The organism is Streptomyces sp. Ag109_G2-15 (genome assembly GCF_900215565.1).
GTDB classification, from domain to species: domain Bacteria; phylum Actinomycetota; class Actinomycetes; order Streptomycetales; family Streptomycetaceae; genus Streptomyces; species Streptomyces diastatochromogenes.
This window is the reverse complement of the sequence record NZ_OCNI01000001.1, coordinates 4,081,975-4,100,914: the sequence shown is the minus strand read 5'-3', so window position 1 is coordinate 4,100,914 and position 18,940 is coordinate 4,081,975. Positions and strand designations below refer to the sequence as shown.

18 protein-coding genes and 1 pseudogene are annotated in these 18,940 nt (G+C 70.2%); 3 read left to right on the top strand and 16 right to left on the bottom strand.

Annotation, left to right across the window (positions count from 1 at the left end):
* Nucleotides 1-13: 13 nt before the first annotated feature.
* The 6 genes and pseudogenes from CRP49_RS18360 to CRP49_RS18335 form a co-directional block, all read right to left on the bottom strand.
* Nucleotides 14-1,644 (bottom strand): annotated as a pseudogene (locus CRP49_RS18360) (beta-N-acetylhexosaminidase).
* Nucleotides 1,645-1,654: 10 nt separating this feature from the next.
* Nucleotides 1,655-2,500 (bottom strand): carbohydrate ABC transporter permease, encoded by an 846-nt coding sequence (locus tag CRP49_RS18355; RefSeq protein ID WP_097254343.1) that lies wholly within the window; start codon nucleotides 2,498-2,500, stop codon nucleotides 1,655-1,657.
* Nucleotides 2,497-3,387, bottom strand: coding sequence for a carbohydrate ABC transporter permease (locus tag CRP49_RS18350; RefSeq protein WP_097254342.1), 891 nt, complete (start codon nucleotides 3,385-3,387; stop codon nucleotides 2,497-2,499). The genes CRP49_RS18355 and CRP49_RS18350 overlap by 4 nt, the downstream gene beginning before the upstream one ends.
* Nucleotides 3,384-4,676, bottom strand: coding sequence for an extracellular solute-binding protein (locus CRP49_RS18345; RefSeq protein WP_097254341.1), 1,293 nt, complete (start codon nucleotides 4,674-4,676; stop codon nucleotides 3,384-3,386). The genes CRP49_RS18350 and CRP49_RS18345 overlap by 4 nt, the downstream gene beginning before the upstream one ends.
* A gap of 199 nt (nucleotides 4,677-4,875) precedes the next feature.
* A complete protein-coding gene (locus CRP49_RS18340) occupies nucleotides 4,876-5,166 on the bottom strand; it encodes a DUF3039 domain-containing protein (protein WP_097254340.1) in 291 nt (96 codons plus the stop codon).
* A 29-nt stretch (nucleotides 5,167-5,195) separates the two neighbouring features.
* Entirely contained in the window at nucleotides 5,196-5,768 is a 573-nt protein-coding gene (locus CRP49_RS18335; protein ID WP_179851670.1) for a YqgE/AlgH family protein, read from the bottom strand.
* 333 nt (nucleotides 5,769-6,101) lie between these two features.
* Here CRP49_RS18335 and murA point away from each other — a divergent pair, with 333 nt between their 5' ends.
* Nucleotides 6,102-7,442 (top strand): UDP-N-acetylglucosamine 1-carboxyvinyltransferase, encoded by a 1,341-nt coding sequence (gene murA / locus CRP49_RS18330; protein WP_094217755.1) that lies wholly within the window; start codon nucleotides 6,102-6,104, stop codon nucleotides 7,440-7,442.
* Nucleotides 7,443-7,550: 108 nt separating this feature from the next.
* On the opposite strand, the gene CRP49_RS18325 is transcribed toward murA, so the two are convergent.
* The 6 genes from CRP49_RS18325 to CRP49_RS18300 all read right to left on the bottom strand — a co-directional run bounded on the left by CRP49_RS18325 (nucleotide 7,551) and on the right by CRP49_RS18300 (nucleotide 14,621).
* Nucleotides 7,551-7,832 (bottom strand): HU family DNA-binding protein, encoded by a 282-nt coding sequence (locus CRP49_RS18325; RefSeq protein ID WP_018549700.1) that lies wholly within the window; start codon nucleotides 7,830-7,832, stop codon nucleotides 7,551-7,553.
* Nucleotides 7,833-8,126: 294 nt separating this feature from the next.
* Nucleotides 8,127-9,542 (bottom strand): NAD-dependent malic enzyme, encoded by a 1,416-nt coding sequence (locus tag CRP49_RS18320; RefSeq protein ID WP_097254338.1) that lies wholly within the window; start codon nucleotides 9,540-9,542, stop codon nucleotides 8,127-8,129.
* Nucleotides 9,543-9,896: 354 nt separating this feature from the next.
* Entirely contained in the window at nucleotides 9,897-12,245 is a 2,349-nt protein-coding gene (locus CRP49_RS18315; protein ID WP_097254337.1) for a UvrD-helicase domain-containing protein, read from the bottom strand.
* A 60-nt stretch (nucleotides 12,246-12,305) separates the two neighbouring features.
* A complete protein-coding gene (locus CRP49_RS18310; RefSeq protein WP_179851669.1) occupies nucleotides 12,306-13,070 on the bottom strand; it encodes an anti-sigma factor in 765 nt (254 codons plus the stop codon).
* Nucleotides 13,071-13,120: 50 nt separating this feature from the next.
* Nucleotides 13,121-13,705: a sigma-70 family RNA polymerase sigma factor gene (locus tag CRP49_RS18305; protein WP_030167252.1), complete on the bottom strand. Its 585-nt coding sequence runs from the start codon at nucleotides 13,703-13,705 to the stop codon at nucleotides 13,121-13,123.
* A 307-nt stretch (nucleotides 13,706-14,012) separates the two neighbouring features.
* Nucleotides 14,013-14,621: an ABATE domain-containing protein gene (locus tag CRP49_RS18300; RefSeq protein ID WP_097254335.1), complete on the bottom strand. Its 609-nt coding sequence runs from the start codon at nucleotides 14,619-14,621 to the stop codon at nucleotides 14,013-14,015.
* Between the two features lie 323 nt (nucleotides 14,622-14,944).
* Between CRP49_RS18300 and CRP49_RS18295 the strand changes: the two genes are divergently transcribed.
* Nucleotides 14,945-15,484 carry a peptidoglycan-binding protein gene (locus tag CRP49_RS18295; protein ID WP_097254334.1) on the top strand — a complete coding sequence of 180 codons (540 nt, stop codon included), beginning with the start codon at nucleotides 14,945-14,947 and terminating at the stop codon, nucleotides 15,482-15,484.
* Here CRP49_RS18295 and CRP49_RS18290 read toward each other — a convergent pair.
* On the bottom strand, nucleotides 15,435-15,947 hold the full coding sequence (locus CRP49_RS18290; protein WP_097254333.1) for a helix-turn-helix transcriptional regulator: 513 nt from the start codon (nucleotides 15,945-15,947) through the stop codon (nucleotides 15,435-15,437). The genes CRP49_RS18295 and CRP49_RS18290 overlap by 50 nt on opposite strands.
* Nucleotides 15,948-16,263: 316 nt before the next feature.
* Between CRP49_RS18290 and CRP49_RS18285 the strand changes: the two genes are divergently transcribed.
* Nucleotides 16,264-16,758, top strand: a complete 495-nt coding sequence (locus CRP49_RS18285) for a DUF1772 domain-containing protein (RefSeq protein WP_257033431.1) — start codon at nucleotides 16,264-16,266, stop codon at nucleotides 16,756-16,758.
* Between the two features lie 23 nt (nucleotides 16,759-16,781).
* Here the strand turns inward: CRP49_RS18285 and CRP49_RS18280 are convergent, their stop codons facing one another.
* The 3 genes from CRP49_RS18280 to CRP49_RS18270 are packed head-to-tail and all read right to left on the bottom strand — an operon-like array spanning nucleotide 16,782 to nucleotide 18,771.
* Nucleotides 16,782-17,975 carry a M20 family metallopeptidase gene (locus CRP49_RS18280; RefSeq protein WP_097254332.1) on the bottom strand — a complete coding sequence of 398 codons (1,194 nt, stop codon included), beginning with the start codon at nucleotides 17,973-17,975 and terminating at the stop codon, nucleotides 16,782-16,784.
* Nucleotides 17,972-18,319 carry a helix-turn-helix transcriptional regulator gene (locus tag CRP49_RS18275; RefSeq protein ID WP_097254331.1) on the bottom strand — a complete coding sequence of 116 codons (348 nt, stop codon included), beginning with the start codon at nucleotides 18,317-18,319 and terminating at the stop codon, nucleotides 17,972-17,974. The genes CRP49_RS18280 and CRP49_RS18275 overlap by 4 nt, the downstream gene beginning before the upstream one ends.
* A complete protein-coding gene (locus tag CRP49_RS18270; protein WP_097254330.1) occupies nucleotides 18,316-18,771 on the bottom strand; it encodes an SRPBCC family protein in 456 nt (151 codons plus the stop codon). The genes CRP49_RS18275 and CRP49_RS18270 overlap by 4 nt, the downstream gene beginning before the upstream one ends.
* Nucleotides 18,772-18,940 lie beyond the last annotated feature (169 nt).

The following is an 18,940-nucleotide window of genomic DNA, read 5'->3' as shown; positions in this document are numbered from 1 at the left end:
CGATGTTTTTCCGTTATCTGTTCGGAGGCGGTCCCTCCAGCGGCCGCCCGAGCACACCGGGGCGCCGCTGCCACGGCCGTGGCCCGGTGGGCGGCCGGTAGGCGACACCGAGGGCGTCAAGTCGCCCGTAGTGGGCGGCCATACGGCGCTCGAAGTCCGCGAAGTCCCGTTCCTGCGGGGCGGGCAGCCGGCTCCAGGCGACCTCGGCGAAGGCGGCCAGCCTGGGGAAGGTCTGGTAGTCCACGCGCGCGGTGTCCTCCATCACCTCGGTCCAGACGTTGGCCTGGGTGCCCAGCACGTGCCCGGCTTCCTCCTCGCTGAGCTGGGACGGAACGGGCTCGAACCGGTAGACGTCCTCCAGGGTGCGCACGAAGCCGATCGGCACGGGCTCGTCCTCGCCCGGGGCCTGCCGGTGGTCCAGGTAGACGTACTGCTCCGGGCACATGACGACGTCGTGCCCCGCGCGCGCGGCCGCGACGCCGCCCCCGTAGCCGCGCCAGGAGGACACCGCCGCTCCCGGCGCGAGTCCGCCCTCCAGGATCTCGTCCCAGCCGATGAGCCGACGCCCGCGCGCGGTAAGCCACTTGTCGAAGTGCCCGATGAACCAGGACTGCAACTCGTCCTCGTCGGCGAGCCCGAGTTCCGTGATGCGGGTCTTGGCCGTCACCGAGTCGCTCCACTGCTCCTTGAGGCATTCGTCGCCGCCGACGTGAATGAACTCCGAGGGGAACAGCTCCAGGACTTCCTCGAACACCCCCTCGTAGAAGCGCAGGGTGGTGTCAGTGGGGGCGAGTACGTTGGACGAGATCCCCCAGGTGTCCCACACGGTCAGGGCGGTGCCCCCCTCAATGGATGCAGTGGTGACGTCGGTGTTGCCCAGTTCCGGATACGCGGCGATGGCGGCCTGCGAGTGGCCCGGTACGTCGATTTCCGGGACGACGGTGATATGCCGCTCGGCGGCGTAGGCGACGATCTCCCGGATGTCGTCCTGGGTGTAGTAACCCCCGTGCGGCTTCTCCTCCCACAGCGGCGAGGCCCGGTGTCCGAATTTCGTCCGCGCCCGCCAGGAGGCGACCTCGGTCAGCCTGGGGTGGCGCCGGATCTCGATCCGCCAGCCCTGGTCGTCCGTCAGGTGGAAGTGGAAGACGTTGAGTTTGTGCGCGGCCATCAGGTCCAGGTAGCGCAGGACGCCTTCCTTGGGCATGAAGTGCCGGGCGACATCGAGCATGAGGCCGCGCCAGCGGAAACGGGGGGAATCCTCGACGGTGATCTGCGGCAGGTCCCAGTCCTGCCCCGGCCGCACCGGCGCCCGGCGGAACGCGTCGGGGCCGAGCAGCTGCCGGAAGGTCTGGGCCCCCAGAAGACACCGGCCGCGCTGCCGCCCTGGATGCGGTAGGGGCCGTCGTCGTTGACCAGGCGGTAGCCCTCCGGGGGCAGGTCGGGTTCGATGCTCAGCACGAGGCGGTTGGCACCGTCGCCCGCCTCCGGAAACGGCAGGCCCGTCGCGGCACCGACCGTGGCGCGCAGCCAGCGCGCGACGCCCTCCGTGCCGGGCCGCGCCTCCAGGGCCGTATCGCTGTCGAGGCTCGTGTAGCCGGCGGCGTTCCAGGAACAGCGCACCGGAGCCGGAATCAGATCCACCATGTCAGTCACATCAGTCCTTTACCGCTCCGCCCAGTCCCGAGACCAGGCGTCGCTGTACGAGTACGAAGAAGACCAGCACCGGAATCGTCATCACCGTGGACGCGGCCATGACCCCGCCCCAGTCCGGCTCGTCCGGCTTGAAGAACACCAGCAGGGCCATCGGCAGGGTCGACCGGGAGGTGTCGCTGATGATGAAGGACTTGGCGAACAGGAAGTCGTTCCAGGCCGAGATGAAGGAAAACACGCTCGTGGCCACCAGGCCGGGGAGGACGAGCGGGAAAAGGATCTGCCACAGGAATCTCCCGCGGCTCGCCCCGTCCAGGTACGCGGCCTCCTCCAGCGCTTCCGGCACGGCTTTCACGAACCCCCTCAGCATCCAGATCGCGAAGGGCAGCGAGAAGGCGATGTGAGGCAGGATCAGCGCACCGAGCGTGTTCAGCTGGCCGAAGTCCCGCATGAGGAAGAACAGGGGGATGGTGAGGGCTTCCACGGGCACCATCTGGGCCACCAGAAACATGATCAGCAAGGTGGTCCGGAAGCGGAAACGGAACCGCGCGACGGCGGTCGCGGCGAGAAACGCGATCACCGCGGAGACGATCACCACACTGCCCGCCACCACCACGCTGTTGGCGAAGTAACGGCCGAATTCCTGTTGTCCGAAGACCCGTCGGAAGGAGTCCAGGGACGGCGAGAGCGTCCACGGCCGGGGCCGGTCGGACGCGATCTCGCCGGCCGGTTTGAAGGCGCTCAGCACCATCCAGTACAGCGGGAAGGCGACAGCGGCCGCGATCAGCAGGGCCGCGGCCTCTGCCGCCAACCGCCACGGCCGCTGCACACGCACCCGAAGAAGATTCACAGCTCCTCCCCCTCCCGGCGCAGCAGCCGCAGGTACACCAGCGTCACGACGAGCAGGATCAGCAGCGTCATCACGCCGATCGCCGAGCCGAGGCCGTACTGGGAGGACGCGAACGCCTTCTGATAGGCGTACACGTTCAGCACCAGGTTCTGCCCCGCGATACCACCGCCGCCCGTCATGACATAGATCTGCGTGAAGACCTTGAAGTCCCAGATGACCGACTGGATGGTGACGACCGTGAGGATCGGCCGGAGCATCGGCGCGAGCACCGACCGCCAGATCCGCCACTGCGAGGCGCCGTCCAGGGCCGCGGCCTCCAGCACCTCGGACGGTACGGCGCGGATCCCGGCGTAGACCGTCACCATCACGAACGGGAAGGAGCACCAGACCACTTCGAGCAGGACGAGCAGGAAGGCGCTGTAGCGCCCGTACGTCCAGGAGTGGTCGCCGAGGCCGAGGATGCGGTTCACCGGGCCGAAGTCGGGGTCGAAGAGGAACAGCCACACCGTGGAGCCGGTGACGGCCGGCGTCGCCCACGCCCCCAGCGCGGCCAGCATCAACGCCAGCCGCGGTACGGCACGCACCCGCGTGAGCAGCACGGCGAGCGCACAGCCGACGGCGAGGGTGGAGCCGACACAGGCCGCGGCGAACACCACGGTGGCCAGCAGCACCTGCCAGAACTGCCCGTCGGAGAACAGGTCGGCATAGTTCCCGAACCCCCGGAAGACGCTCGGTTCGCCCCCGCTGACCTGAGCCTGGGTGTACCGGAAGAGGGAGATCAGGCCGAGCTGGTAGACGGGGTAGAGGAGCAGCCCGCCGAGGACGACAAGGGCGGGTGTCAGATAGAGCCAGGGAGTCCAGGGGGCTCGGTGGCGCATGCTGCTCATCCGGCGGAGCCGAACACGTCGTTCATCTTCGCGGCGGCCTCCTTCGCGGCCGCATCCACGCTCTTCTTGCCGCTGATGACTTCCTGGAACATCGTCGGCAGCACCAGCGAGGAGTCGATCTGCGACCAGGCGGGCGATACGGGGACGAACTTCGTGCCGGACGCCAGCGTGGTCACGAACGGCTTCACGAAGGGCTGCCGGGCCGCCGCCCGGTCACGGACGTCCGTGAAGGTCGGCAGGAAGCCCATCGCGTCGAACAGGGCGGACTGCGTCTTCTTGGACGCCAGCCGCTCCATGAGGTCCACGGCGAGCGTGCGGTGGGTGGTGCTCTTCAGGACGCCGATGTTGTTGCCGCCCGCGAACGCCGGGGCGATCGAGCCGGAGGCGACACCCGGCAGCGGTACGACCGCGTACCTGCCCTTCACCTTCCCGGCCTCCACGGCCGCGTGGCTGAAGTCGCCGCCGATCGCCATCCCCGCCTTGCCCGCGGCGAACGCGGTCACCGTGTCGTTGCCGCCCATGCCCGCGCACTTGGCGGCGGGACAGTTGGCGTCGGAGAACAGCGCGGTGTAGGCCTTGATGCCCGTGCGGGCCGCGGCGCTGTCGAGCGCGGAGGCGTACGAGCCGCCCTTGCCGGTGGCCAGGTCGCCACCGTTGGCCCAGATGAAGGGCATGGCGCCGTAGGTGTAGGCACCGCCGACGACCAGGCCGTACAGGTCGGGCTTCGCGGCGCGGATCGTACGGGCCGTGGTGGCCAGCTCGGTCATGGACTTCGGCGGTTTCAGGCCGAGTTCCCGGAAGACGTCGGTGCGGTAGTACAGGGCGCGGACGCCGACGTAGAAGGGTGCGCCGTAGACCTTTCCGGCCACCGTGACCGACTGCCGGGCGGTCGAGTCGGTGTTCTTCGCCTCGCTCCAGGCGGAGAACTCCCGGGTGACGTCGAGGAGTCCGCCGTCGTGGACGTAGCCGGCGGTGTCGGTGTTGCCGTACTCGATGACGTCGGGCGCGGACGCCGGGTCGTTGAAGGCGGCCTTGACGCGCTGGGCGCGGGTCTCGACCGGGATGTACTCGACGTCGACCTTGGTGTCCTTGTGGGCCGTCCGGAAGGCGGCGACGACCGTGTCGACGACCTTCTTCTTCGGCTCGTTGCCGACCTCCTGGAAGAGCCAGACCCGCAGGGTGCCGGTCTTCTCGTCCCGGTCGGAGGCGGAGTTGGAGGAGGACTGCGGGGCGCAGGCGGTGGCGACGACGAGGGTGAGCAGTGCGGCGAGTGGGGCGGACAGCTTCATGGAGCGTTCCTCCGGGAGTAGCACGTTGCAACATGTGCAATGACTGTTTCGCTCTGCACAACACCATGGAGGCTATGGACAACATGAACATGCCGACAAGAGGTCTCAACCACTCTGTGACCAGAAAGCACAAAGGCCCCCGGGACGCGTCTCGACGCGTCCCGGGGGCCTCGCGGTGTTCAGACCGGCAGGGGGACCCTTACTTGCCGCCGCCCTTGTCGCCGCCCTTGTCGTCGCCGCCGCTGCCCATGGACTCGTAGATCTCCTTGCACATGGGACACACGGGGTACTTCTTCGGGTCGCGGCCCGGCACCCACACCTTGCCGCACAGCGCCACGACGGGGGTACCGTCGAGGGCGCTCGCCATGATCTTGTCCTTCTGGACGTAGTGGGCGAAGCGCTCGTGGTCGCCGTCGCCGTGGGACACCTGTGGCGTCGGCTCTACGAGGGTCCCCGTACCAGTCCCGCGCTCGGGCTCAAGAGTGCTCATATCAGCAAGGGTACTGAAGCTCACACGCATCAGTTGAGCGACGGGTCGTCCGGGTACGTGGCCACCATCGCCAGCTCGTTGCGCTGGCGGCGCAGCACTTCGCGCCACAGTCGCTCCGGGGCCGGCGAGGACACGTCGCCCGGCTCCGACTCGACGACGTACCAGGCGCCCTCCACCAGCTCGTCCTCCAGCTGACCGGGGCCCCAGCCGGCGTACCCGGCGAAGATTCTCAGCGAGCCGAGGACCGAGGCGAGCAGCTCCGGCGGGGCCTCCAGGTCGACCAGGCCGATCGCGCCGTGCACCCGCCGCCAGCCGAGCGGGGCGCGGTCGCCGTTCGCACCGCCCGGGATGACCGCAACGCCGAGGGCCGAGTCCAGCGAGACGGGTCCGCCCTGGAAGACCACACCGGGCTCGCCCGCGAGATCGGCCCAGCCCTCCAGGATGTCGCCCACGTCCACCGGGGTGGGGCGGTTGAGGACGACACCGAGGGAGCCCTCCTCGTCGTGGTCGAGAAGGAGCACCACCGCACGGTCGAAGTTCGGGTCCGCCAGGGCGGGCGTGGCCACGAGCAGCCGCCCTGTGAGCGAGGACACCTCGGTCATGCCAGACATGATCCCGCATCTTCCCCTGGTGTGGGGAGGCAATCGGGGTGTGGGAGTGAACGCAGCTTGAATGGGGTGGTGGGGCCCGGTAGGGCCTCGTTTGAGGGTGGTGGCGGGAGACGGGCGGGCGTATGGGGGCTGCCCCGGCGCACGCCGCCTCGGCGGTGACCCCATGTGCCCGATAGGGAACGGTTCGTGTTGTGACACAGCTATGACGTGGCTGGGTTGTCCCTGGGCTTACGGGAGGGGGGTGATCGGCGATTACCCTGTCTTTCCGGCCCCCGCGCTAAGTGATCGGCCGACCCCTGCCCGACTCATCGGAACGCGAGATACATGACCGTCAACGACGATGTCCTGCTTGTCCACGGCGGAACCCCGCTGGAGGGCGAGATCCGTGTCCGCGGTGCGAAGAACCTCGTACCGAAGGCCATGGTCGCCGCCCTGCTGGGCAGCGCGCCGAGTCGACTGCGCAACGTTCCGGACATCCGTGACGTGCGCGTCGTACGCGGCCTGCTCCAGCTGCACGGGGTGACGGTCCGTCCGGGTGAGGAGCCCGGTGAGCTGGTGCTCGACCCGACCCATGTGGAGAGCGCGAACGTCGCTGACATCGATGCCCACGCGGGTTCCAGCCGCATCCCGATCCTCTTCTGCGGTCCGCTGCTGCACCGTCTCGGCCACGCCTTCATCCCGGGCCTCGGCGGCTGCGACATCGGCGGCCGGCCCATCGACTTCCACTTCGACGTGCTGCGGCAGTTCGGCGCGACCATCGAGAAGCGCGCGGACGGCCAGTACCTGGAGGCGCCGCAGCGGCTGCGCGGTACGAAGATCCGGCTGCCGTACCCGTCCGTCGGCGCGACCGAGCAGGTGCTGCTGACGGCCGTACTGGCCGAGGGCGTCACGGAGTTGTCCAACGCGGCCGTCGAGCCGGAGATCGAGGACCTGATCTGCGTTCTGCAGAAGATGGGCGCGATCATCGCGATGGACACCGACCGGACGATCCGCATCACCGGTGTGGACCAGCTCGGCGGCTACACCCACGCGGCCCTCCCGGACCGCCTGGAAGCCGCGTCCTGGGCCTCCGCGGCGCTGGCGACCAACGGCAACATCTACGTCCGCGGCGCCCAGCAGCGCTCGATGATGACGTTCCTGAACACCTACCGGAAGGTGGGCGGTGCCTTCGAGATCGACGACGAGGGCATCCGCTTCTGGCACCCCGGCGGCCAGCTGAAGTCCATCGCCCTCGAGACGGACGTGCACCCCGGTTTCCAGACCGACTGGCAGCAGCCGCTGGTGGTGGCCCTGACGCAGGCCACGGGCCTGTCCATCATCCACGAGACGGTGTACGAGTCCCGGCTCGGCTTCACCTCCGCGCTCAACCAGATGGGCGCGCACATCCAGCTCTACCGCGAGTGCCTGGGCGGCTCCGACTGCCGCTTCGGCCAGCGCAACTTCCTGCACTCCGCGGTCGTCTCCGGCCCGACCAAGCTGCAGGGTGCCGACCTGGTCATCCCCGACCTGCGCGGCGGCTTCTCGTACCTCATCGCGGCCCTCGCGGCCGAGGGCACCTCCCGGGTCCACGGCATCGAACTGATCAACCGCGGCTACGAGAACTTCATGGAGAAGCTCATGGAGCTGGGCGCGAAGGTGGAGCTGCCCGGGAAGGCACTCGGCTGACGCCGGTCCTCGAGCACAACCACGATGGGGCGGCACCCGGAAGACCGGGTGCCGCCCCATCAGCGTCTTACAGCCCTACGCCGTCCCGTTGGCACAGAGCAGGCAAGGTCACTTACCCTTGGCCGCTTCCTTGAGCTTGGAGCCCGCGGAGACCTTCACGCTGAAGCCGGCCGGGATGTTGATGGGCTCACCGGTCTGCGGGTTGCGCGCGGTACGAGCGGCACGGTGGGTGCGCTCGAAGGTCAGGAAGCCGGGGATGGTGACCTTCTCGTCGCCCTTGGAGACGATGTCGCCGACGACCTCGGCGAACGCGGCCAGCACGGCGTCGGCGTCCTTGCGGGTCACCTCGGCGCGGTCGGCCAGCGCGGCCACCAGCTCACTGCGGTTCATGTTGTTACTCCCGTGTTCTTCTTGCCGTTGAGGCGTGAGGTGAGATCGATGCCGATGCGCTCGCGCCCAGAGACGCATCCTGCCCCTACCTGCGGCGGGAAAGCCAATCCGGCACCCGTAGGAGTCGTGAGAACACCCTAGGGAGTCACACGAAAAGCGCCTGCTCGGCCGTCACCCTAGAGGGCACCCGCCGGTGGGGGGTTCCACGACGCGCCGATGCGGGGGCTGCCGTGTCGATCCTCACAGCCCCAGCACAGTCGGTCTCACAGCATCTGAACCCTACGGTACGGACGCCTACGACGCAGCGCCGACCGCCTTGGCCGCCTCGCGCACCGCTCCGGCGACCGCGCCCGCGACCTTGTCGTTGAAGACGCTCGGGATGATGTAGTTCGGGTTCAGCTCGTCCTCGGTCACCACGTCGGCGAGGGCCTTCGCGGCGGCGAGCATCATCTCGGTGTTGACCGTACGGGACTGCGCGTCCAGCAGGCCGCGGAAGACACCCGGAAAGACCAGCACGTTGTTGATCTGGTTCGGGAAGTCGGAGCGGCCGGTGGCCACAACAGCGGCCGTCTGACGGGCGATTGCGGGCTCGACCTCGGGGTCCGGGTTCGCGAGCGCGAACACGATGGCGCCGTCGGCCATGGCGGCCACGTCGTCGCCGTCCAGCACGTTGGGGGCCGAGACGCCGATGAAGACGTCCGCGCCGCGCACGGCCTCCTTCAGGGTGCCGGTGAGGCCCTCGGGGTTGGTGTTGTCGGCGATCCAGCGCAGCGGGGAGTCGGCCGGGGCGTCCACCAGGTCCCCGCGGTCGGCGTGCACGACGCCCTGGATGTCGGCGACGACGGCGTTCTTGACGCCCGCCGCGATCAACAGCTTGAGGATGGCCGTACCGGCCGCGCCGGCGCCGGACATGACGACCCGGATGTTCTCGATCGCCTTGCCGGTGACGCGAAGTGCGTTCGTCAGGGCGGCGAGGACGACGATCGCGGTGCCGTGCTGGTCGTCGTGGAAGACGGGGATGTCGAGGGCCTCGCGCAGGCGGGCCTCGATCTCGAAGCAGCGGGGCGCGGAGATGTCCTCGAGGTTGATGCCGGCGAAGCCGGGGGCGATCGCCTTGACGATCTCGACGATGGCGTCGGTGTCCTGGGTGTCCAGGCACAGCGGCCAGGCGTCGATGCCGGCGAACCGCTTGAAGAGGGCCGCCTTGCCCTCCATGACCGGCAGAGCGGCCATGGGGCCGATGTTGCCGAGGCCCAGCACGGCGGAGCCGTCCGTCACGACCGCAACGGAGTTGCGCTTGATGGTGAGACGGCGGGCGTCCTCGGGGTTCTCGGCGATCGCCATGCAGACGCGGGCCACACCCGGCGTGTAGATCATCGAGAGGTCGTCACGGTTGCGGATCGGGTGCTTCGACGCCATCTCGATCTTGCCGCCGAGGTGCATCAGGAACGTACGGTCCGAGACCTTGCCGAGCGTGACGCCCTCGATACCGCGCAGCTTCTCGACGACCTCGTCGGCGTGCGTGGTCGAGGTGGCCGCGATGGTGACGTCGATGCGGAGCTTCTCGTGGCCGGAGGCGGTGACGTCGAGGCCCGTGACCGAGCCTCCGGAGGACTCCACAGCGGTGGTGATCTGCGAGACGGCGCTTCCGCTCGCGGGCACCTCCAGCCGGATGGTCATCGAGTAGGAGACGCTGGGCGCCGTTGCCATGGCCGACTTCCTCTGCTTTCACCGTGTCGCGAGTTGTGCCGTCCGATCGTCGCACCTACCCGCGAGTACGTGATAGCCGCCCTGAATTGCGGACGTTTTGTTCACGGCAGGCGCGCGGTTTCGGAAAACCACTTCCACCATACGAGAAGTGATCAGGCGAAGAAAGAGGCCCACGTCACATGGTGACGTGGGCCTCCCACACGTTCATGACACCGACCCGCCATGCTCGCCTCGCGGCAAGGGGTCCCTCTAAGGGACGAAGGTTGGGCCCGGGGGCTTGGATCGGGCCGGTGCCACACCAAGGCTAACAAACGGATCCCGTAAGGCCATTCCCGTCGGCGGACTTCACAGGTTTCAGTCCCGCAGCAGGTCCGGCACCCCCGCCGCGTCCGGCTCGTCCCGCTCGCCCGAGACCACCGTCAGCTGCTGGGTGGCCCTGGTCAGCGCCACGTACAGCACCCGCAGGCCGGCCGGGGACTCGTCGGCGATCTCCGCCGGGGACACGACGATCGTCGCGTCGTACTCCAGGCCCTTGGCCTCCAGGCTGCCGAGCGCCACCACCCGGTCGCCGAGCCCGGCCAGCCAGCGCCTGGCCTCCTCGCGCCGGTTCATCGCGACGACCACGCCGACCGTGCCGTCCACCATGCCGAGCAGCTGCTCGGCCGCCGCGCGCACGGTCTTCTCCAGGGAGTCCCGTACAACCGAGAAGCGCGGCTCGACCCCGGTGGACCGTACGGCTGACGGTGCCACGGAGCCGGGCATGGCTAGGGCGAGGACCCTGGCGGCCAGCTCGGCGATCTCGGCCGGGTTGCGGTAGTTCACGGTGAGCTGGAAGCGGCGCCGGGGGCGGGTGCCGAGGGCCTCGTCACGCGCCTCGCCCGCCTCGTCCGGGTCGGACCAGGAGGACTGCGCCGGGTCGCCGACGACCGTCCAGGTGGCGTGCCGGCCGCGGCGTCCGACCATGCGCCACTGCATCGGCGTGAGGTCCTGCGCCTCGTCCACGATCACGTGCGCGTACTCGGTGCGCTCCTGTGCGAGGCGCTCGGCCCGCTCACGCTGGGTCTCCTCGCGCATCGGCATCAGCTCCTCCAGGCCGGTGAGCTGGTCCAGCGGATCGAGGTCGCGCTTCTTCCGCGGCCGGGCCGGGGCGCCGAGGATCGCCTGCAGCTCGTCCAGCATGGCGATGTCGTGGACGGAGTACCCGTCCCGCTTCAGCGAACGGGCGACCCTGCGGACCTCGCCGGGGTTGAGGATCCGGCGGGCCCAGCGGCCGAGCCGCCGCTCGTCCGCCATGGCGGCGAGAACCCCCTTCGGGGTCAGCTCGGGCCACCAGGCGTCGACGAAGGCGATGAAGGGGTCCTCGCTGGTGATGTCCTCGTCGAAGGAGGAGCGCAGCTCGGCGGCCAGCTCCGGGTCGCTGTGCCGGCCGGCCGCGCCGGACTTCGCCCACAGGGCGTCCAGGAGCAGCTTGCGGGCGCGCGGGCGAAGCAGGTTGACCGGCGCGGTGCCGCCCAGGGCGGTGCGGCGGATACGTTCCAGCTCGTCGGCCTCCAGTTCGAGGCGGCGCCCGAAGGCGACGACGCGGAGGCGGGCGGGGGTGGCCTGCGCAGCGGTGTCGGTGTCGGTGTCGTCGTCCAGGGCGAGCTGCCCCACCGGAGCGGTCTTCCCCAGCTCCAGCGCGCCCCGGGCGGCCTTCCGCAGCACCTTCAGCATCCGGTACGAGCCCTTGGCCCGGGCCACGGACGGGGAGTCGTACAGCGTGGCCTCCACGCCGTCGACGAGGGAGCCGATCGCGCGGATGGCGACCTGGCCCTCCTCACCCAGCGAGGGCAGCACGCCCTCGGTGTAGGCCACCAGCAGCGGGGTCGGCGAGACGATCAGGATGCCGCCCGCGTAGCGTCTGCGGTCCTGGTAGAGCAGGTAGGCCGCGCGGTGCAGGGCGACCGCGGTCTTGCCGGTGCCCGGGCCGCCCTCGACGTAGGTGACGGAGGCGGCGGGGGCGCGGATGACCAGGTCCTGCTCGGCCTGGATGGAGGAGACGATGTCCCGCATGGTGTGACTGCGGGCCTGGCCGAGGGCGGCCATCAGCGCGCCGTCACCGATGACGGGCAGCTCGCGCTCGCCGAGGAACGCCGTCAGCTCCGGGCGCATCAGGTCGTCCTCGACCCCGAGGACCTGGCGGCCCTTGGAGCGGATGACCCGGCGCCGTACGACCCGGCCGGGGTCCTTCGGGGTGGACCGGTAGAAGGGCGCTGCGGCCGGCGCCCGCCAGTCGATGACCAGCGGGGAGTAGTCCTCGTCGAGCACGCCGATCCGGCCGATGTGCAGGGTCTCGGCGATGTCGGCGGTGTTGTCGGGCCGGACCGCGCCCTCGGCGGGCTCGACCGCCGTGTACGCGCCGTCGGGGCCCTTCTTCCCGTCCTTGCCGAGCAGCAGGTCGATCCGGCCGAAGAGGAAGTCCTCGAACTCGTTGTTGAGCCGGTTCAGGTGGATGCCGGCCCGGAAGACCTGGGCGTCCCGCTCGGCGAGCGCGCCGGGCGTACCGACCTGGCCGCGCTTGGCCGCGTCGTTCATGAGGAACTCCGCCTCGTGGATCTTCTCCTCGAGGCGTCGGTACACCCGGTCGAGGTGTTCCTGTTCGACGCTGATCTCCCGGTCCCGGACCGAGTCGACCGCGGTTTCCTGTTGAGCCTGAGCGGCCACCGGGCCCCCTTCTGACGTGCTGGGCAGCCGTCAACCGTACGCGAAGGGGGCCCGCAGAGGCTACGCGTCCACTTGGACGAGCTTCTTCCCGTCGAACGTCACGACCTCGAAGTGGTCGATCTCGTTCGGCTTGAGGGCCGTGCCGCCGCCGATGTAGAGCGGGTTCTTGGCCTCCGGGGACTTCGCGTCCGGAAGGCCGTAGCCCCACTTCGGGACGGACCAGGAGCCCAGCGTCTGGCGGTCGCCGTTCTTGGCGACGGCGACCAGGGAGCACTTGAGCGGACCCTTGACGCCCTTGAGCTCGAGCACCGTCGAGGTGCCCCAGTTCTTCTCACCCATGGCGACGGTCGCGCTGGCGCCCGTCGCGCTGTCCGTGCCCGAGACCTTGTCGGGCAGCTGGTTGAAGGTCGTCTGAGCGGTGGCCGCCAGCGGTGTGGCGGTCTTCCCCGAGTCGCCTCCGCCGCTCGTCGCCATGACGGCCACCGGGCCGGCGATGATCAGCGCGGCAGCGGCCGCGACCAGGTAGAAGCCCTTGCGCCGCTTCTGCGCACGGCGCTCGGAGACCTCGTCGACCAGCTTCTCGACCAGGCGTGGGCTCGGCTTGGCGGACAGCGACTCGCCGATCGCGGGCGTACTGCCGGAGCCCGGCAGGTCCGCGAGGGCGGCCAGCATCGGCTCCATCCCGGCCAGCTCGTCCAGCTGCTGGGCGCACCACTCGCAGCCCGCGAGGTGGGCCTCGAAAGCGGTTGCCTCGGCGTCGTCGAGGATCCCGAGGGCGTAGGCGCCGACGGTTTCGTGCTCGTTCGGGGCCTGTGATCCCTGCATGGACCCAGAAATACCCGAACCACCCGTTCCGAACCCCCCGTACATGCTCATCACGCCGTCACCCCCCGCTCCTCCAGTGCCAGCTTCATCGACCGCAGGGCGTAGAACACCCGGGAACGGACGGTTCCGCTGGGAATGCCCAGGGTTTCGGCCGCCTCGTTGACGGTACGCCCCTTGAAGTACGTCTCGACGAGGACCTCCCGGTGGGCCGGGGTCAGGTCGTCGAGCGCGTCAGACAGCGTCATCAGCCACAGCGCCTTGTCGATCTCGTCCTCCGCGGGGATGACCTCCAGCGGCGACGGATCGACCTCCTGCGGCCGGGCCTGCCGGCTGCGGTGGCCGTCGATGACGATGCGGCGCGCGACCGTCACCAGCCAGGGGCGTACCGAACCGGTCGCCCGATTGAGCTGACCGGCGTTCTTCCAGGCACGGATGAGCGTTTCCTGTACGACGTCCTCGGCGCGCTGCCGGTCTCCGGCGACCAGCCTGAGGACATACGCAAGCAGAGGTCCGGCGTGCTCGCGGTACAGGGCACGCATCAGCTCCTCATCTGGTTCCGAGGGCTGTGAGGACATGCGATGTCGGGCCCTCGACCCACGTTCATTGGCCACGGCCGCATCCTTGCGCACGCCCACCTCCGGTGTCCGGGGGTTCCCCCAGTCGGTCGCTCGCCCACCCGTACGGACCGGGGCGGCGTGATGTTCAAAGTGGAGTGGCAGTTTTCTTGGGAGTGACGTGACGAGCGGGACATGCGCACACATTCCCACCGCGTGATCTTTACATTTCCGACACATCGTCGGGGGGTGGCCGAGCTGCCCGCGCCGGGCGACGGGCAAACCCGGGGCTGAGTGATGTTGCGGAAATCACGTCGGTCGACACAAGGGCGCAATGCGACAGAAGGCTCGTACCGGATATTCGGGCCCCGCGACTCAGGCTCGCGACTCAGGCCCTCGCAAGGGCCGCCCGCCGCCGGTGCCGGGCCACCCGCTCGCGGTTGCCGCAGACCTCGCTGGAGCACCAGCGCCGCCGGCGCCCCCGGGACGTGTCCAGGTACACGAGGGGGCAGTTGTCCCCCTCGCACTCCCGGACGGCCGCCCGCGCCACCGGATCGGTGAGCAGCTCGACGGCGTCCCACGCGACGATGGCGAGCAGCCCCGCGCACTCGGGCGCCCCCGCCAACTCCCGCACCAGCGTGCCGTCCTCGCCGCGCACCGCACACGGGACCGGGGGCGCGGCCCGGGCGGCGACCTCGTTGAGCCGGACGAGAGCGCGCTCGTACGGCCGCTCGTCCGCCGTCTTCGTCGTGCGCACCAACTGCCCGATGCACCCGCGCAGTTCCCGGAACCCCACCAGCCAGGAGGCGTCGGCGTGGCCCAGCGGGGTGCCGGGCGGCACCAGCCCGGACCCGCTGATCCAGGCGCACAACGGCCCGACGGCGTCCAGCCGTTCGCCCGGGTGGGTGGTCGCGAGGAGATCCAGGCAGATCCGCCCGGCGTCGAACCGCAGCTCGTACGGGACCGTGGCCGTACCCAGTGCCGTACCCAGTGCCATGTGCCTGTCACCGCCTAGGACAGGGGAACCGTTCCGTCGCTCCTCCTCACAGTGCCTGCCCGGAGACGCCTGCGGAACCCCTCGTACCGCCGGTGGCACACCGCCTTTCGTCGCGCCGTCCCACCCGGCCCACGACGTTCCCCGCCCGACCCGTCTCCGGCGGGGATGCCGGAGCCCGGCCCCCGGGTCGGCCCCTTCCGGTCCAGAAACCCGGCCGGCCCTCGTCCCGCCTGCCCACGGCCATGACGCTGTCTCCTGCGAACGGACAGCGAGCCGCCCCAGGGGGGAACCACGGGGGACGGCGGTTCAGAAAGGACACGTTCATGAGCATGCGCACCCGGGCCGTCGCGATGGCGACGGCCGCGCTGCTGGGCGCCGGAGCGACCGGCATCGCCCTGGCACCCGGCGCGAGTGCCGCCTCGTACCACGGCATCGACGGCAACGGAGCCGTCGCCGACGACCTGCAGGACGAGGAGGACCTCGGCGTCGACAACTACGCCGAGAGCAACGCCACGGCCCTCTGGCAGACCGTCCTGTACGCGGACGGCGCCCAGTGGCAGGACGAGGACGGCGACTTGCAGCCCTTCAAGAAGAACCAGATCGACGGCACCTTCGGCCCCGAGACCGAGTCGGCCACCCAGTGGTGGCAGGAGCACTACAACATCTCGGAGAACGACGGCGTCGTCACCGACCCGAGCTGGGAGTTCGCTCAGCGCTGGCTCACCGGCCCGACCTCGGGCGGCACCGTGACGTACGTGGGTGACGCACGGAACGTCACCCTCAAGCGCGTCAGCGGCAAGTACCGGGTGCGGATCAAGGGCGCCGGCCCCTGGAAGCTCGCCTACTACGACCAGCTCGGCTGAACACACCCCGGGGACGGGCGGTCGTACGGTCGCCCGCCCTGCGGGGCAGCGCCCACAGCAGCCCCGCGGCCAGCAGCACGATGACGGCGAACGCGGCCAGCGCGGCCGTCCGCCACCGCCCGTGCGTACTGCCACCGCTTGGCTCCGGCCCGGCCTCGGCTGGGGCCTCCGGTGTCCCGGCGGGCTCCGACACGCCCTGCGGCCACGCCTGTTCGGCCAGTTCCCACAGCGCCAGCAGCCGCGGCTGGTCCGCTCCGGCCAGCCGGCCGAGCACCTGCGCGGCTCCCCTCGGCGGGAGTTTGGCCCCGCTGAGATACCGCTGCCAGGACGACTTGCTGTACGCGGTGCGCCGGGCCAGTTCGGCCAGGCTGAGTCCGGTACGGCCCTTCAGGACGCGCATCTGCTCGACCAGGTGCCGTGCCTCTCTCGGCAGTGCATCCGGCAGAGGCTGCCAGCGTGTCATCCTCGTCCCCCCGAGTGCTCGCCACCCCCGTCCCCGGGTGCGGCCTCTCCCCGCCACAGTTCGGCGTCAGCCTGACGCCCGGCCGAAAAGATCCGGCAGAGCGCACGCCTGCCGACCCGGAGCACGCGTGGTCGCATCCGGTGAGCCGAGCGCCCTCCGCCGCAGGACTCCGCCGGTGCCGCCGGGCCCGTTGCCGTGACCCTGTACCCAGAACGTCGTACGGCCCTTCGGGCGTCGGCGTAGCTGGAGGCCCGCGTATGCGGGTGCGCGCTTCGGCCATGTCCCGGGCCGGGGCCGCTCCGGTTGGCTGGAAGGCATGACGAATACGAGGGAAACACGGACCAGCAAGGCCGTCCTGGGCGCGGCCACGATCGCCATGGGCCTGATCGCCGGGGTGTTCTACATCTTCGCCTGCGCGGTGATGCCGGCCCTGGCCCGCAGCGACGACCGCACGTACGTCGAGGTCATGCGCAACATCAACGTTGTGATCCAGAACCCGGTGTTCTTCCTCAGCTTCATGGGGGCGCTGGCACTGACGGCGGTGTCGGCGTGGCAGCTTCGGGGTGCCGCGTGCGGGCGGTGGGTGTGGGCGGCACTGGCGGCGTACGCCCTGGTCTTCCTCGTCACGATGGCGTTCAACATCCCGCTGAACAACGCCCTTGCGGCAAAGGGAGACCCGGCCGCCCTGCGGAGGCACTTCGAAGGACCGTGGGTGGCGTGGAACGTGGTCCGGGCGGTGGGGTCGACGGTGGCACTGGGATTGCTGACCCGGGCGCTGCTGGTGCACGGGCGCTTCGGCCGGTCTTCGTGACCGGGCAGGCGGGTTCGGGGACGTCAGCCCGCCCGGAGGAGGTCGAGGACGGCCCGTTGGTAGACGGCGTACACCGTGGGAAGCGCGGCGAGGTGGGCTCGCTCGTCGATGCCGTGCAGCCCCTCGTACGGCACCCCGAAGCCGGCCGTGGCCGCGATGCCCTCCCCGGCCAACAGGTTGCCGATGTTCGACGGCCCCGCCGTCTTCGCCCGCACGGTCAGCCCGGCCCCGGCGGCGGCGCCCAGCAGAGCGGCGGCGGGCTGCTCGTCCTCGGTCAGCCGGAACGGCGGCCATGTCGCGACGGGGGCGACCTCCGTCGGCCTCGGGGCGGGCAGCTCCGCATCGAGCTTCGCGACGGCCTCGCGGACCAGTGTCTCGGCGTCGTGGGCGTCGAAGGCCGGCACGGTGCGGACGTCGACGTTCAGCTCGCAGCGGTCGGGAGTCACCGAGAAGCCCTGACCGCCGTGGAAGGAAGTCACCGACAGCTTGGGTGGCAGCGGGAAGGCCGGGGCTGCTTTCACGCCCGGCAGTTCGGCCGCGTCGAGAAGGCGTACGAGGCGGGCGGCGCGGGAGATCGCGCCCACCACGGTCCGGCTCGACCCGGAGTGTCCCGAGGGGGCGTGCACGACGATGGTGGCCCGCCACAGGCCCCGGCCGCCGACCACCACCTCGTCCAGGCCCGGGTAGCCGATCATCACCCCGGCCGGGCGGGCCGCGGCCTCGTCGGCGAGGTAGGCGCGGGCGCCGCCGAAGCCGCCGGTGTGCTCGTCGACGTCCAGGAGCACGGCGAGCCCGCCGTGCAGGGTCTCGGCGCGGGGCGCGAGGTCGGCGGCGATGTGGCAGAACATCGCCGCGGCGAGCTTGGAGTCGGCCGCACCCCGGCCCAGCAGCCAGCCGTCGGCGATGTCACCGCCGGCCGGCGCGAACGACCAGGCTGCCTCGTCGCCGTACGGAGCGGTGTCCACGCACGCGTCCAGCGTCCACCAGGGGCCCGGCCGGCCGCCGGGGATCTCCACCAGTAGCCCCACCGGCTTCCCGGCGTCGTCGTTCAGACGGCGGTGTGGCAGCGAGCGGGCGGTCAGCCAGTCCTCCAGCACGCCCAGGACGGGCCCGTAGTCGTCGATCCCCGCCCGGCTCGGGCGCCGGATCAGCTCTTGGGCCAGCTCGACCACGGACGCCGTGCGAGCCTCGGCGGCCCGCTGAAGGTTCTCGCTCACGCTTCTCCTGTGGCCCCTTCCGCCAGATCCTTGATCGCGTCCAGGCGGTGCTCCCACTGGGTGGCGAGGGTGTCCATCCAGCGCATCGCCTGTCTCAGCGGTTGCAGGTCGACTTCGTAGCGGACCTCGCGCCCGGCCCGGTGAGCACGTACCAGTCCCGCGCGATCGAGGACGGCCAGGTGTTTGGCCACCGCCTGGCGGGTGACGGGGAGGCCCGCTGCCAGGGACGTCGACGTTGCGCCGCCTTCGCGGGCGAGGACGGCGAGTACTTCCCGGCGGATCGGGTCGGCCAAAGCCACCAGGACGTCCTCGGGGGCCCGTTGGCCGTCGGCGGTGCTGGTCATGCCTTGATCTGTTCGCAGTCCGCGCGCAGCAGGTCGAGCTTGCCGGGCCAGTTGCGACTGTTGGCGCGGTGACGCTCGGCGACCTCGTCGGCCGGCAGCCCCAGCCGCGCGAAGCCGCTCTCGACCAGGGTGAGTCGGGTGCCTCCGGCATCGTCTTCGGTCAGCGTGAACTCGACCAGCGTGGCGTTGCCGTGGGCCGGCTCTTCTCCGGCAGCACCCTGCGACCACCGCCAGGAGAAGAGGCGTGGTGGCTCGACGGTCTCGATGCGGGCCGGAATGACGCCATGGACACCGTGATCGAAGACGAGCAGACCACCGGGGCGCAGGTCGATCTCGACCGGCTCCCCGGTGCCGAACCAGCGGCCGAGGAAAGCCGGTTCCGTCAGCACGGACCAGACCCGCTCCACGGGGGCGTTGATCGCGATGGTGCGTTCGATCGTGTCGGGGATCATTGCAACCTCATCTCGTCCGGATGCGCTACCTCTAGGTTGCACACGAGGACGCCTTTATGCAACCAGGAGGTTGCACCTTGAGTCCGCCACGTACTGTGATCGTCGGGACCCGCAGGGCCTCCAGGCACACGGCGGACAGGTAGGGCAGCGACGCGATCTCCGGTGTGGA